Raw genomic sequence first — 13,392 nt, 5'->3', positions numbered from 1 at the left:
TAGAATCGCGTCCTTTTTCAAGACACTCATTGAATCCCTATGCGTGATCCAGCCCCTTCTGACACACAAAAGAAGCGCGTCATTGTCGGCATGTCCGGCGGCGTGGACTCTTCCGTTTCCGCCCTCCTGCTGATCGAGCAGGGTTATGAGGTGGAAGGCCTGTTCATGAAGAACTGGGAAGAAGACGATGGAACCGAATACTGCACCGCCATGGATGACCTGGCGGACGCCCAGGCCGTGTGCGACAAGATCGGCATCAAGCTGCACACCGCCAACTTCGCCGCCGAGTACTGGGACAACGTGTTCGAGCATTTCCTGGCCGAATACAAGGCCGGACGCACGCCGAACCCGGACATCCTGTGCAACCGCGAAATCAAGTTCAAGGCGTTCCTCGACTACGCCATGATGCTTGGCGCCGACCTGATCGCCACCGGCCACTACGTGCGTCGCCGCGACATCGATGGCCGCACCGAGCTGCTCAAGGGCCTGGACCCGAACAAGGACCAGAGCTACTTCCTGCACGCCGTCGGCGGCGAACAGATCGCCAAGACCCTGTTCCCGGTCGGCGAACTGGAAAAACCGCAAGTGCGCGCGATTGCCGAGAAATACGAACTGGCGACCGCGAAGAAGAAGGACTCCACCGGGATCTGCTTCATCGGCGAACGCCGTTTCAGCGATTTCCTCAAACAGTACCTGCCGGCACAACCGGGCGAGATCAAGACCACCGAAGGTGAAATCATCGGCCGTCATCATGGCCTGATGTATCACACCATCGGCCAGCGCCAGGGCCTGGGCATCGGCGGCCTGAAAGACGCCAGCGACGAGCCGTGGTACGTGCTGATCAAGGACCTGGAGCACAATGAGCTGATCGTCGGCCAGGGCAATGACCACCCGTGGCTGTTCTCCCGCGCCCTGCTCGCCTCCGATATCTACTGGGTCAACCCGATCGACCTGAGCCAGCCACGCAAGCTGACCGCCAAGGTTCGTTATCGTCAGAGCGACCAGCCCTGCACCCTGGAAAAAACCGCCACCGGTTATCGCGCGACCTTCGATGATCCGCAACGCGCGGTGACCCCAGGCCAGTCCGTGGTGTTCTATGACGGTGAAATCTGCCTCGGCGGTGGTGTGATTGAAGTAGCCGAGCCGTGGACGAGCAAGGGCCAGGCCCTATGAACCCGATTCAGGAGCAACTGACAGCACTGGGCGGCGTGTTTCTCGCCGCGGTGCTGGTGGACAGGATTGCCAAGAGCGGCCAGACCAACGAGGCCGGCCTGACCTGCATGCTCGGCAGCCTGCTGATCCGCGACCCCAAGGACACCCTGGAAGTCTATGGCGGCGATGACATCAACCTGCGTGAAGGCTATCGCGCCCTGATCGGCGCCCTCGAGCGCGATCCGAGCGCCCTGCAGCGCGAGCCGCTGCGCTATGCCCTGGCCATGCTTGGTCTTGAGCGCCAATTGGCAAAACGTGGCGACATGCTTGAGGTGATCGGCAAGCGCTTGCCGCAGATCCAGTCCCAGGTCGAACACTTCGGCCCAGCCCACGAAAATGTGATCGCCGCCTGCGGCGCGCTGTACCAGGACACGTTGAGCACCCTGCGCCAACGCATCCAGGTGCACGGCGACATGCGCAACCTGCAACAACCGAGCAACGCCTCGAAAATTCGTGCCCTGCTGCTGGCCGGCATCCGTTCTGCACGCCTGTGGCGGCAATTGGGCGGTCATCGCTGGCAGCTGGTGATCAGCCGTCGCAAATTGCTCAAAGAGCTTTACCCCTTGATGCGTAACGAATAACCCGCATCGACAGCACCGAACTCTGCAATACGCGTAATACGCCGGTCAGTTGGCGACGGACCGGCGGATTTTTTCATGTATGATACGCGCCCCATTTCGTTGCCCGACTGTCCGAGAACACCCCATGCAGCTCTCTTCGCTCACTGCGGTTTCCCCTGTTGACGGCCGCTACGCCGGCAAAACCCAGGCCCTGCGCCCAATTTTCAGCGAGTACGGCCTGATCCGTGCCCGCGTTCTGGTTGAAGTGCGCTGGCTCCAGCGCCTGGCCGCTCACCCTGCCATCAGCGAAGTGCCGGCGTTCTCCGCCGAAGCCAACGCTGTGCTCAACACCCTGGCGGAAAACTTCTCTCTGGAGCACGCCGAGCGCGTCAAAGAGATCGAGCGCACCACCAACCACGACGTCAAGGCCATCGAATACCTGCTCAAAGAGCAAGCGGCCAAGCTGCCGGAACTGGCCAAGGTCAGCGAGTTCATCCACTTTGCCTGCACCAGCGAGGACATCAACAACCTGTCCCACGCCCTGATGCTGCGCGAAGGCCGTGATGACGTGATGCTGCCGCTGATGCGCCAGACCGCCAACGCCATCCGCGAACTGGCCATCCGCTTCGCCGACGTGCCGATGCTGTCGCGCACCCACGGGCAACCGGCCTCGCCGACCACCCTGGGCAAAGAACTGGCGAACGTGGTTTACCGTCTGGAGCGCCAGATCGCTCAAGTCGCCGCCGTTCCGCTGCTGGGCAAGATCAACGGCGCTGTCGGCAACTACAACGCCCACCTGTCGGCCTACCCTGAGATCGACTGGGAAGCCAATGCCCGCGCCTTCATCGAAGACGAACTGGGCCTGGGCTTCAACCCATACACCACGCAGATCGAACCGCACGACTACATTGCCGAGCTGTTCGACGCGATCGCCCGCTTCAACACCATCCTGATCGACTTCGACCGCGACATCTGGGGCTACATCTCCCTGGGTTACTTCAAACAGCGCACCATCGCTGGCGAAATCGGTTCGTCGACCATGCCGCACAAGGTCAACCCGATCGACTTCGAAAACTCCGAAGGCAACCTGGGCATCGCCAACGCACTGTTCCAGCACCTGGCGAGCAAGCTGCCAATCTCCCGCTGGCAGCGCGACCTGACCGACTCCACCGTACTGCGCAACCTCGGCGTCGGCTTCGCCCACAGCGTGATCGCATACGAAGCCAGCCTCAAGGGCATCAGCAAGCTTGAGCTCAACGAGCAGAAGATTGCCGCCGACCTGGACGCTTGCTGGGAAGTATTGGCCGAGCCGATCCAGACCGTGATGCGTCGCTACAACATCGAAAACCCGTACGAAAAACTGAAAGAACTGACCCGCGGCAAGGGTATCAGCCCTGAAGCACTGCAGACTTTCATCGACGGCCTGGACATGCCAGCCGCCGCCAAGGCCGAGCTGAAACTGCTCACCCCGGCGAACTACATCGGCAATGCCGTGGAACAAGCCAAACGCATCTGATCGATCGCTAGACCCTTTGAAGACGCCCGGCCGCGCCGGGCGTTTTTATTCCCGTCTGAAAAGTGCATTTTTTCAATAGGTTACACATGAATCCTGATATTCCTCTTCAACTTCTGGGCGGCATCACGGCACGGGAATTCCTGCGCGATTACTGGCAGAAAAAGCCGCTGTTGATCCGTCAGGCGATTCCTGATTTCGAAAGCCCGATCGACGCCGACGAACTGGCCGGCCTGGCGCTGGAAGAAGAAGTCGAATCGCGCCTGATCATCGAGAATGGCGAGCGTCCATGGGAACTGCGTCGCGGCCCGTTCGCCGAAGATGAATTCAGCAAGCTGCCTGAGCGTGACTGGACCCTGCTGGTTCAGGCCGTGGATCAGTTCGTCCCGGAAGTCAGCGAACTGCTGGAAAATTTCCGCTTCCTGCCGAGCTGGCGCATCGACGACGTGATGATCAGCTACGCCGCGCCAGGCGGCAGCGTGGGTCCGCACTTCGACAACTACGACGTGTTCCTGCTGCAAGGCCACGGCAAGCGCAACTGGAAGATCGGCCAGATGTGCAACACCGAGAGCCCGATGCTGGCCCACGCCGACCTGCGCATCCTCTCCGAATTCGAAGCCACCGATGAATGGGTGCTGGAACCGGGCGACATGCTTTACCTGCCGCCGCGCCTGGCCCATTGTGGCGTCGCTGTGGATGACTGCATGACCTACTCGGTGGGCTTCCGCGCGCCGAGCGCCGCTGAAGTGCTGACCCACTTCACCGACTTCCTCAGCCAGTTCCTGTCGGACGAAGAACGCTACACCGACGCCGACGCCTTGCCGACTGCCGATCCTCACCAGATCCAGCGCGATGCACTCGACCGCCTCAAAGGCCTGCTGGCCGAGCACATGAGCGACGAGCGCCTGCTGCTGACCTGGTTCGGCCAGTTCATGACCGAGCCACGCTACCCGGAACTGGTGGTGGGTCCGGAAGACGTCGAAGAAGAGGACTTCATGTCCGCCCTGGAGCAAGGCGCGATCCTGATTCGCAACCCGAGCGCGCGCCTGGCATGGTCCGAAGTCGATGACGACCTGCTGCTGTTCGCCAGCGGCCAGAGCCGTTACCTGCCGGGCAAACTGCGCGAACTGCTGAAGATGATCTGCGCCGCCGACGCACTGCACGCCGACAACCTCGGTGAGTGGTTGAGCGATGAAGACGGCCGCGGCCTGCTGTGCGAACTGGTCAAGCAAGGAAGCCTGGGGTTTGCCGATGAATAAGATTCACGTACGTGTCGCAGACTGGCAAAAGGACAACGCCGAGATCCGGCGCATTCGTGAAGCGGTGTTCGTCGCCGAGCAATCCGTTCCGCCAGAACTGGAATGGGACGCCGATGACATTGATGCCGTGCATTTCCTTGCGTACGAAGGCGACTTTCCGATTGGTACCGCGCGCCTGCTGCCTGACGGCCACGTCGGCCGGGTCTCGGTACTCAAGGACTGGCGCGGGCTGAAAGTCGGCGATGCGCTGATGCAAGCGGTCATCGGCGAAGCCGAAGAGCGCGGACTCAAGCAGCAGATGCTCAGCGCCCAGGTACAAGCCACGGCGTTCTATGAGCGCCTGGGCTTTAACCTGGTCAGTGAGGAGTTCCTGGAAGCCGGGATTCCGCACGTGGACATGGTTCGGCATTCGGCCTGAGACCCTGTGGCGAGGGGGCTTGCCCCCGTTGGGTCGCGAAGCGACCCCAAGATTTCAGGGCTGCTGCGCAGCCCAATGGGGGGCAAGCCCCCTCGCCACAAACGCGTCTTGATACACACCACAAAACGCCCCGCTATCTTCGGATACCGGGGCGTTTTGCTGTCCAGGATTCAACTAGCGCCACTACAGGCCGACAAACTGGCAATATCAACACATGCACCTGTAGGAGCGAGCTTGCTCCGGGTGGCGTTCCGACGATGCTCCTGAGAACGCCGCGGGGGTGTCAGGCTTCACGCATTATCGTTCACGACCATCGCGAGCAAGCTCGCTCCTACACAAATCACGAAGCCGGAGATAACGGATATGTCCCTACGCACCCTGCTCACCACACTGCTGCTGGGCTGCAGTTTTTCGGTGATGGCAGCCACAGAAATCGTCCCCCTCAAGTACCACACCAGTGCCGATCTTCTGCCGGTGGCGCAGGATTTCGTCGGCAAGGACGGACAGGTCAGCGCCTACGGCAATCAACTCATCGTCAACTCCGATCAGCGCAAGATCGACGAACTTAAAGCCCTTCTTTCCCAACTCGACACGGCACCCAAGCGCCTGCTGATCACTGTCGACACCAGTGACAACAACTTCCAGGGTGACCAGGGTTCTTCAGCCAACGGCGCCAAGACCCGCATCATCAACTACAGCACCGACAGCCGCGACGGCGGCATTCAGCAAGTGCAGGCCAGCGAAGGCGCACCGGCGCTGATCCAGGTCGGCCAGAGCGTGCCGCTGACCAGTTCGCAGACCGATGGCTATGGCGACCTGCGCAGCCAGACCGAATACCGCAACGTCACCCAGGGCTTTTACGTCACCGCAAACGTCACCGGCGACATCGTTCACCTCTCGATCAGTACCAATCGTGACCGCATGAGCCAGGAGCGTCCCGATGTAGTGAACGTGCAAAGTACCGACACAACCGTCACCGGCCACCTCGGTGAGTGGATCCTGCTGGCCGGGGTCAATGGCCAGACCCAGGCCGACAAACAGGGCCAGACCCGCAGCTACTCAACCCAGAGCCGCAACGACATGACTTTGCGGGTGAAAGTCGACACCTTGGACTAAATCACCAAAAACTGACTGACGAGTCGTATTAGACCAAAGATGTAGTGCTTGAAAAAAAGCACTACAAAACGTTTGACGAGCCAAAAAAGCGAAGGCATGATGGCCTCGCTCCCGCTAATCAGGGGCCCTGGCAAGGGCCTTCGAGGCGATGTTCGCACCTACCCCGCGAACCGCTTCGTGTCTGTACCGCCCACAAGGTGTGTTTGACGAGGTTGTCGACTGGAACGAAGTTGTCCCGAGGGACGGAAGCGTAATAGGTAACCCGGCACCACACTGATGTTCGTACCAAGGCCCACGACGCCCGAATGCGCCCGCAGTTCGCCTTTACCTGCTCACTTCCCCTCGAGCCCATCGTTCATCCCGTCGCCCTCCCCGCCGAATCCGACTTGACCGCTTAAGCTTCTGGTCAGCGAGCGCAGGAATTTTCCACCGCAGAACAACTTTTCATAAAGACGCGACGAGGTTTATCTCCCATGGCACTGACACGCGAACAGCAAATTGCAGCCCTCGAAAAAGACTGGGCTGAAAACCCGCGCTGGAAAGGCGTGACACGCACTTACTCCGCTGCTGACGTCGTCCGCCTGCGTGGCTCGGTTCAACCTGAGCACACCTTTGCAAAAATGGGCGCCGAGAAGCTGTGGAACCTGGTCACCCAGGGTGCCAAGCCAGCCTTCCGTCCTGAGAAAGATTTCGTCAACTGCATGGGCGCCCTGACCGGCGGCCAGGCTGTACAACAAGTCAAAGCCGGTATCCAGGCGATCTACCTGTCGGGCTGGCAGGTTGCTGCGGACAACAACTCCGCCGAATCGATGTACCCGGACCAGTCGCTGTACCCGGTGGACTCGGTTCCAACCGTGGTCAAGCGCATCAACAACTCGTTCCGTCGTGCCGACCAGATCCAGTGGAAAGCCGGCAAGAACCCGGGCGACGCTGGCTACATCGACTACTTCGCGCCGATCGTGGCTGACGCCGAAGCCGGTTTCGGTGGCGTACTGAACGCCTACGAGCTGATGAAGAGCATGATCGAAGCAGGCGCCGCCGGCGTTCACTTCGAAGACCAGCTGGCTTCCGTGAAGAAATGCGGCCACATGGGCGGCAAGGTACTGGTTCCTACCCAGGAAGCCGTACAGAAGCTGACCGCTGCCCGTCTGGCAGCTGACGTTGCCGGTACTCCGACCATCATCCTGGCCCGCACCGACGCCAACGCCGCTGACCTGCTGACGTCCGACTGCGACCCGTACGACCAGCCATTCGTGACTGGCGAACGTACCCAGGAAGGCTTCTACAAAGTGCGCGCCGGTCTGGACCAGGCCATCGCTCGCGGCCTGGCCTACGCTCCGTACGCCGACCTGATCTGGTGCGAAACCGCCAAGCCGGACCTGGACGAGGCTCGTCGCTTCGCTGAAGCGATCAAGAAGGAATACCCGGACCAACTGCTGTCGTACAACTGCTCACCTTCCTTCAACTGGAAGAAAAACCTGGACGACGCGACCATCGCCAAGTTCCAGCGCGAACTGTCCGCCATGGGCTACAAGCACCAGTTCATCACCCTGGCCGGCATTCACAACATGTGGCACAGCATGTTCAACCTGGCGCACGACTACGCCCGTAACGACATGACTGCCTACGTGAAGCTGCAAGAGCAGGAATTCGCTGACGCCGCCAAAGGCTACACCTTCGTGGCTCACCAGCAGGAAGTGGGCACCGGCTACTTCGACGACATGACCACCGTGATCCAGGGTGGCTCGTCTTCGGTAACCGCACTGACCGGTTCGACTGAAGAAGAACAGTTCCACTGATCTGCTTCTTGAGTAAACAGCCGCCGCGGACTGAATAGAAAGCTAACCGCAGCGCTGCACATCTGACGCCCCGACTGGTTCGGGGCGTTTTTTTTGCCTGCGATTCAACAACCTCCGCGCCCCCCCCTGTAGGAGCTGCCGCAGGCTGCGATCTTTTGATCTTGTTTTTTAAAAATCAAAATCAAAAGATCGCAGCCTGCGGCAGCTCCTACAGGGGCCGGTGGCAGGCGGGCAAAACATTGATCCAGAGCGCTATCGCTGGCAGAAAAATCCGCTAAAACGCTCACCGCCGCTACTTGCAGTAACGCCCATATAAGACAACTTCCCGAACACCTGAGGGACAACCAGTTTAAAAATCAAGTCAAACAATATTGATTATCATTCAGATGCAACTATGTTCGTTACATTCCCTACAAAACATAATTGGCGAAATGTCGGCTAATGCCCGTAACGCATGGGCTGCAGGGCCTTTATGGCTCGCTATGTCCTTATTCCTATAAATAATTTCGCTATAGGAATTTTACTTGCCGGGTGTTTAGCCATAAAATCAGCGGGATTGATTGCTGCGACATATCGTCACTGCTTTTGTTTCTTTTCAAGCTCAGAGACCTTTGCTCTCTGTTAAGGATTACCAGCATGCCCGAAGCGACAGGACTCATGGCCCACAACTGGGGCTTTGCCATTTTCCTTCTAGGCGTCGTCGGCCTCTGCGCCTTCATGCTGGGCGTCTCCAGCCTCCTCGGGTCAAAAGCCTGGGGCCGCAGCAAAAACGAACCGTTCGAGTCCGGCATGCTACCTACAGGTGGCGCCCGCTTGCGGCTCTCAGCCAAATTCTATCTGGTCGCGATGCTCTTCGTGATCTTCGATATCGAAGCCCTCTTTCTCTTTGCATGGTCTGTGTCCGTCCGCGAAAGCGGCTGGACCGGATTCGTCGAAGCTCTCGTTTTCATAGCAATTCTGTTGGCAGGCCTTGTCTACCTATTCCGAGTGGGCGCCCTTGACTGGGCTCCGGAAGCTCGGCGCAAGCGGCAAGCGAAGCTGAAACAATGAGGCTTTGGCAATGCAATACAATCTCACCAGGATCGACCCCGATGCTCCTAACGAGCAGTATCCGATTGGCCAACGGGAAACCGTTTCCGATCCGTTAGAAGATCAAGTCCACAAAAACATTTTCATGGGCAAGCTCGAAGACGTGCTCAACGGCACGATCAACTGGGGGCGCAAGAACTCCCTGTGGCCGTATAACTTCGGTCTTTCGTGCTGCTACGTGGAAATGACCACCGCCTTCACGGCGCCCCACGACATCGCGCGCTTTGGCGCCGAGGTTATCCGGGCATCGCCGCGCCAGGCGGATTTCATGGTTATCGCCGGTACCTGTTTCATCAAGATGGCGCCGATCATTCAGCGTCTCTACGAGCAAATGCTCGAGCCTAAATGGGTCATTTCCATGGGTTCGTGCGCCAACTCCGGTGGCATGTACGACATCTACTCCGTCGTTCAAGGGGTGGACAAGTTCCTGCCCGTGGACGTCTACGTGCCTGGCTGCCCGCCCCGCCCTGAAGCTTTCCTGCAAGGCCTGATGCTGTTGCAGGAGTCGATTGGCCAGGAGCGTCGCCCACTTTCCTGGGTCGTTGGCGATCAAGGCGTGTATCGCGCCGAGATGCCTTCCGAGAAGGAAAAGCGCCGCGAACAGCGTATTCAGGTAACCAACCTGCGCAGCCCCGACGAAGTCTGATCCAGATCTGCTGTTTCAAAGAAACGAGAAGCTGGCTTCATTCTTTACGTTGACCGAAAGCGATAAATAACCATGACTACAGGCAGTGCTCTGTACATCCCGCCTTACAAGGCAGACGACCAGGATGTGGTCGTCGAACTGAACAACCGTTTTGGCCCGGAGGCGTTCACCGCCCAGCCTACCCGCACCGGCATGCCGGTGCTTTGGGTTGCCCGCGCCAAACTCGTGGAAGTCCTGACTTTCCTGCGTAACCTGCCCAAGCCGTACGTCATGCTCTATGACCTGCACGGCGTGGACGAGCGTCTGCGCACCAAGCGTCAAGGGCTGCCAAGCGGCGCCGACTTCTCCGTGTTCTACCACTTGATGTCGATCGAACGTAATAGTGACGTAATGATCAAGGTCGCCTTGTCCGAGAGCGACCTCAGCTTGCCGACTGTCACCAGCATCTGGCCGAACGCCAACTGGTACGAGCGTGAAGTCTGGGACATGTACGGCATCGACTTCAAAGGCCACCCGCACCTGTCGCGCATCATGATGCCGCCGACCTGGGAAGGTCACCCGCTGCGCAAGGACTTCCCGGCGCGCGCCACCGAGTTCGATCCGTTCACCCTGAACCTGGCCAAGCAGCAGCTCGAAGAAGAGTCTGCGCGTTTCAAGCCGGAAGACTGGGGCATGAAGCGCTCCGGCCCGAACGAGGACTACATGTTCCTCAACCTCGGCCCGAACCACCCTTCGGCGCACGGTGCATTCCGCATCATCCTGCAGCTGGACGGTGAAGAGATCGTCGATTGCGTACCGGACATCGGCTACCACCACCGTGGTGCCGAGAAGATGGCCGAGCGTCAGTCGTGGCACAGCTTCATCCCGTACACCGACCGTATCGATTACCTCGGCGGCGTGATGAACAACCTGCCGTACGTGCTCTCGGTCGAGAAGCTGGCCGGCATCAAGGTGCCCGAGAAGGTCGACGTCATCCGCATCATGATGGCCGAGTTCTTCCGGATCACCAGCCACCTGCTGTTCCTGGGTACCTACATCCAGGACGTCGGCGCCATGACCCCGGTGTTCTTCACGTTCACCGACCGCCAGCGCGCCTACACGGTGATCGAAGCCATTACCGGTTTCCGCCTGCACCCGGCCTGGTACCGCATCGGTGGCGTCGCCCACGACCTGCCGCGCGGCTGGGAAAAGCTGGTCAAGGACTTCGTCGAGTGGATGCCCAAGCGTCTGGACGAATACCAGAAAGCCGCCCTGGACAACAGCATCCTGCGTGGCCGGACCATCGGCGTCGCCGACTACAACACCAAAGAGGCCCTGGAATGGGGTGTCACCGGTGCCGGCCTGCGTTCGACCGGTTGCGATTTCGACCTGCGTAAAGCGCGCCCGTACTCGGGCTACGAGAACTTCGAATTCGAAGTGCCGCTGGCGGCCAATGGCGATGCCTACGACCGCTGCATCGTGCGTGTCGAGGAGATGCGCCAGAGCATCAGGATCATCGACCAGTGCCTGCGCAACATGCCGGAAGGCCCGTACAAGGCGGATCACCCGCTGACCACGCCGCCGCCGAAAGAGCGCACCCTGCAGCACATCGAAACCTTGATCACGCACTTCCTGCAGGTTTCGTGGGGCCCGGTCATGCCGGCCAACGAATCCTTCCAGATGATCGAAGCGACCAAGGGCATCAACAGTTATTACCTGACGAGCGATGGCGGCACCATGAGCTACCGCACCCGGATTCGTACCCCAAGCTTCCCGCACCTGCAGCAGATCCCTTCGGTGATCAAAGGCAGCATGGTCGCGGACTTGATCGCGTACCTGGGTAGTATCGATTTCGTTATGGCCGACGTGGACCGCTAAGCATGAACAGCACGCTTATCCAGACAGACCGTTTCGCCCTGAGCGAAACCGAGCGCTCGGCCATCGAGCACGAGCTGCATCACTACGAAGACCCGCGCGCGGCGTCGATCGAAGCCCTGAAGATCGTCCAGAAGGAACGTGGCTGGGTGCCGGACGGCGCCCTGTACGCCATTGGCGAGATCCTCGGCATCCCGGCCAGCGACGTTGAAGGCGTGGCGACGTTCTACAGCCAGATCTTCCGTCAGCCGGTCGGCCGCCACATCATTCGCGTCTGCGACAGCATGGTCTGCTACATCGGCGGCCACGAGTCCGTGGTCAGCGAAATCCAGAGCAAGCTCGGCATCGGCCTGGGTCAGACCACCACCGATGGTCGTTTCACCCTGCTACCGGTCTGCTGCCTCGGCAACTGCGACAAGGCGCCGGCGCTGATGATCGACGACGACACGTTCGGTGATGTGCAGCCTGCCGGCGTTGCCAAATTGCTCGAGGGCTACGTATGACCCTGACTTCCTTCGGTCCAGCCAACCGCATCAAGCGTTCGGCCGAGACTCACCCGCTCACCTGGCGCCTGCGCGACGACGGCGAAGCCGTATGGCTCGACGAGTACCAGGCCAAGAACGGTTACGCCGCTGCGCGCAAGGCCTTCGCCGACATGGCCCAGGACGACATCGTCCAGACCGTGAAAGATTCCGGCCTCAAGGGTCGCGGCGGTGCAGGCTTCCCCACGGGCGTGAAGTGGGGCCTGATGCCCAAGGACGAATCCATCAACATCCGCTACCTGCTGTGCAACGCGGATGAAATGGAGCCGAACACCTGGAAAGACCGCATGCTGATGGAGCAACTGCCCCATCTGCTGATCGAAGGCATGCTGATTAGCGCCCGCGCGCTGAAAACCTACCGCGGCTACATCTTCCTGCGTGGCGAGTACACCACCGCCGCCAAGCACCTGAACCGTGCCGTGGAAGAAGCCAAGGCAGCAGGCCTTTTGGGCAAGAACATCCTGGGCAGCGGTTTCGATTTCGAGCTGTTCGTCCACACCGGTGCCGGGCGTTACATCTGCGGTGAAGAAACCGCACTGATCAACTCCCTCGAAGGCCGCCGCGCCAACCCGCGCTCCAAGCCGCCCTTCCCTGCCGCCGTTGGCGTGTGGGGCAAGCCGACTTGCGTGAACAACGTCGAGACCCTGTGCAACGTGCCGGCGATCATTGCCGACGGCGTGGACTGGTACAAATCCCTGGCTCGCGAAGGCAGCGAAGACATGGGCACCAAGCTCATGGGATTCTCCGGCAAGGTCAAGAACCCGGGTCTGTGGGAATTGCCGTTCGGCGTCACCGGTCGCGAGCTGTTCGAAGATTACGCCGGTGGCATGCGCGACGGTTACAAGCTCAAGTGCTGGCAGCCAGGCGGCGCCGGTACCGGTTTCCTGTTGCCGGAACACCTGGACGCACAAATGTATGCCGGCGGCATCGCCAAAGTGGGCACCCGCATGGGTACCGGCCTGGCCATGGCGGTGGACGACAGCGTCAACATGGTGTCCCTGCTGCGCAACATGGAGCAGTTCTTCGCCCGCGAATCCTGTGGCTTCTGCACCCCGTGCCGCGATGGCTTGCCATGGAGCGTCAAGCTCCTGATGGCCATCGAGAACGGTGAAGGCCAGCCAGGCGACATCGAGACCCTGCTGGGTCTGGTCGGTTTCCTCGGCCCGGGCAAGACCTTCTGTGCTCACGCACCGGGCGCCGTGGAGCCGTTGGGCAGCGCAATCAAATACTTCCGTCCAGAGTTCGAAGCCGGTATCGCGCCTGTCAGCGCCGCCGTCCCGCCTCTGGCAAGGCCGATCGTAGTCGGCGCGTAACCGCTTTAAAAGGCGAAGGGTCCGTGCCCTTCGCTTTTCGTGTGATGACGCCGTAAGCGGCTGTGTTGATT

At 60.1% G+C, this 13,392-nt stretch carries 12 protein-coding genes; all 12 read left to right on the top strand.

The window, feature by feature from the left end; all coding sequences use genetic code 11:
* The first annotated feature begins 39 nt into the window (after window positions 1-39).
* The 12 genes from mnmA (at window position 40) to nuoF (ending at window position 13,321) form a co-directional block, all read left to right on the top strand.
* Window positions 40-1,173: a tRNA 2-thiouridine(34) synthase MnmA gene (gene mnmA / locus KW846_RS16610; protein WP_007972086.1), complete on the top strand. Its 1,134-nt coding sequence runs from the start codon at window positions 40-42 to the stop codon at window positions 1,171-1,173.
* Window positions 1,170-1,793: a high frequency lysogenization protein HflD gene (gene hflD, locus KW846_RS16605; RefSeq protein WP_104447781.1), complete on the top strand. Its 624-nt coding sequence runs from the start codon at window positions 1,170-1,172 to the stop codon at window positions 1,791-1,793. Before mnmA ends, hflD begins: the two co-directional genes overlap by 4 nt.
* Before the next feature lie 124 nt (window positions 1,794-1,917).
* Window positions 1,918-3,288 carry an adenylosuccinate lyase gene (gene purB / locus KW846_RS16600; RefSeq protein WP_007972090.1) on the top strand — a complete coding sequence of 457 codons (1,371 nt, stop codon included), beginning with the start codon at window positions 1,918-1,920 and terminating at the stop codon, window positions 3,286-3,288.
* 86 nt (window positions 3,289-3,374) lie between these two features.
* A complete protein-coding gene (locus tag KW846_RS16595; protein WP_007972092.1) occupies window positions 3,375-4,544 on the top strand; it encodes a cupin domain-containing protein in 1,170 nt (389 codons plus the stop codon).
* Window positions 4,537-4,962 carry a GNAT family N-acetyltransferase gene (locus KW846_RS16590; RefSeq protein WP_217835703.1) on the top strand — a complete coding sequence of 142 codons (426 nt, stop codon included), beginning with the start codon at window positions 4,537-4,539 and terminating at the stop codon, window positions 4,960-4,962. The genes KW846_RS16595 and KW846_RS16590 overlap by 8 nt, the downstream gene beginning before the upstream one ends.
* Before the next feature lie 363 nt (window positions 4,963-5,325).
* Window positions 5,326-6,078, top strand: coding sequence for a secretin N-terminal domain-containing protein (locus tag KW846_RS16585; RefSeq protein WP_218483508.1), 753 nt, complete (start codon window positions 5,326-5,328; stop codon window positions 6,076-6,078).
* A 473-nt stretch (window positions 6,079-6,551) separates the two neighbouring features.
* A complete protein-coding gene (gene aceA, locus KW846_RS16580; RefSeq protein ID WP_007970439.1) occupies window positions 6,552-7,877 on the top strand; it encodes an isocitrate lyase in 1,326 nt (441 codons plus the stop codon).
* Between the two features lie 636 nt (window positions 7,878-8,513).
* Window positions 8,514-8,927, top strand: coding sequence for an NADH-quinone oxidoreductase subunit A (locus KW846_RS16575; RefSeq protein ID WP_003223812.1), 414 nt, complete (start codon window positions 8,514-8,516; stop codon window positions 8,925-8,927).
* Window positions 8,928-8,937: 10 nt separating this feature from the next.
* Window positions 8,938-9,612 carry an NADH-quinone oxidoreductase subunit B family protein gene (locus KW846_RS16570; protein ID WP_007970441.1) on the top strand — a complete coding sequence of 225 codons (675 nt, stop codon included), beginning with the start codon at window positions 8,938-8,940 and terminating at the stop codon, window positions 9,610-9,612.
* 72 nt (window positions 9,613-9,684) lie between these two features.
* Window positions 9,685-11,469 carry an NADH-quinone oxidoreductase subunit C/D gene (gene nuoC, locus KW846_RS16565; RefSeq protein ID WP_116581354.1) on the top strand — a complete coding sequence of 595 codons (1,785 nt, stop codon included), beginning with the start codon at window positions 9,685-9,687 and terminating at the stop codon, window positions 11,467-11,469.
* Window positions 11,470-11,471: 2 nt separating this feature from the next.
* Window positions 11,472-11,969, top strand: a complete 498-nt coding sequence (gene nuoE, locus KW846_RS16560) for an NADH-quinone oxidoreductase subunit NuoE (RefSeq protein ID WP_007981272.1) — start codon at window positions 11,472-11,474, stop codon at window positions 11,967-11,969.
* The gene (gene nuoF / locus KW846_RS16555; protein WP_095966502.1) at window positions 11,966-13,321 is read left to right on the top strand and encodes an NADH-quinone oxidoreductase subunit NuoF; all 1,356 of its coding nucleotides are present in this window, start codon (window positions 11,966-11,968) and stop codon (window positions 13,319-13,321) included. Before nuoE ends, nuoF begins: the two co-directional genes overlap by 4 nt.
* Window positions 13,322-13,392: the final 71 nt, after the last annotated feature.

Origin of the sequence: Pseudomonas sp. PDM32 (assembly GCF_019219225.1) — a bacterium.
GTDB lineage: Bacteria > Pseudomonadota > Gammaproteobacteria > Pseudomonadales > Pseudomonadaceae > Aquipseudomonas > Aquipseudomonas laurylsulfatiphila.
The sequence above is the reverse complement of the archived record's forward strand: the minus strand, read 5'-3'. Positions and strand labels throughout refer to the sequence as shown.

Excerpts from the sequence above, each read along its gene's own strand:
- KW846_RS16585 (WP_218483508.1), top strand. The coding sequence starts at position 5,326 with ATGTCCCTACGCACCCTGCTCACCACACTGCTGCTGGGCTGCAGTTTT.
- hflD (WP_104447781.1), top strand. The coding sequence starts at position 1,170 with ATGAACCCGATTCAGGAGCAACTGACAGCACTGGGCGGCGTGTTTCTC.
- KW846_RS16570 (WP_007970441.1), top strand. The coding sequence starts at position 8,938 with ATGCAATACAATCTCACCAGGATCGACCCCGATGCTCCTAACGAGCAG.
- nuoC (WP_116581354.1), top strand. The coding sequence starts at position 9,685 with ATGACTACAGGCAGTGCTCTGTACATCCCGCCTTACAAGGCAGACGAC.
- purB (WP_007972090.1), top strand. The coding sequence starts at position 1,918 with ATGCAGCTCTCTTCGCTCACTGCGGTTTCCCCTGTTGACGGCCGCTAC.
- nuoE (WP_007981272.1), top strand. The coding sequence starts at position 11,472 with ATGAACAGCACGCTTATCCAGACAGACCGTTTCGCCCTGAGCGAAACC.
- aceA (WP_007970439.1), top strand. The coding sequence starts at position 6,552 with ATGGCACTGACACGCGAACAGCAAATTGCAGCCCTCGAAAAAGACTGG.
- KW846_RS16575 (WP_003223812.1), top strand. The coding sequence starts at position 8,514 with ATGCCCGAAGCGACAGGACTCATGGCCCACAACTGGGGCTTTGCCATT.
- mnmA (WP_007972086.1), top strand. The coding sequence starts at position 40 with ATGCGTGATCCAGCCCCTTCTGACACACAAAAGAAGCGCGTCATTGTC.
- KW846_RS16590 (WP_217835703.1), top strand. The coding sequence starts at position 4,537 with ATGAATAAGATTCACGTACGTGTCGCAGACTGGCAAAAGGACAACGCC.
- nuoF (WP_095966502.1), top strand. The coding sequence starts at position 11,966 with ATGACCCTGACTTCCTTCGGTCCAGCCAACCGCATCAAGCGTTCGGCC.
- KW846_RS16595 (WP_007972092.1), top strand. The coding sequence starts at position 3,375 with ATGAATCCTGATATTCCTCTTCAACTTCTGGGCGGCATCACGGCACGG.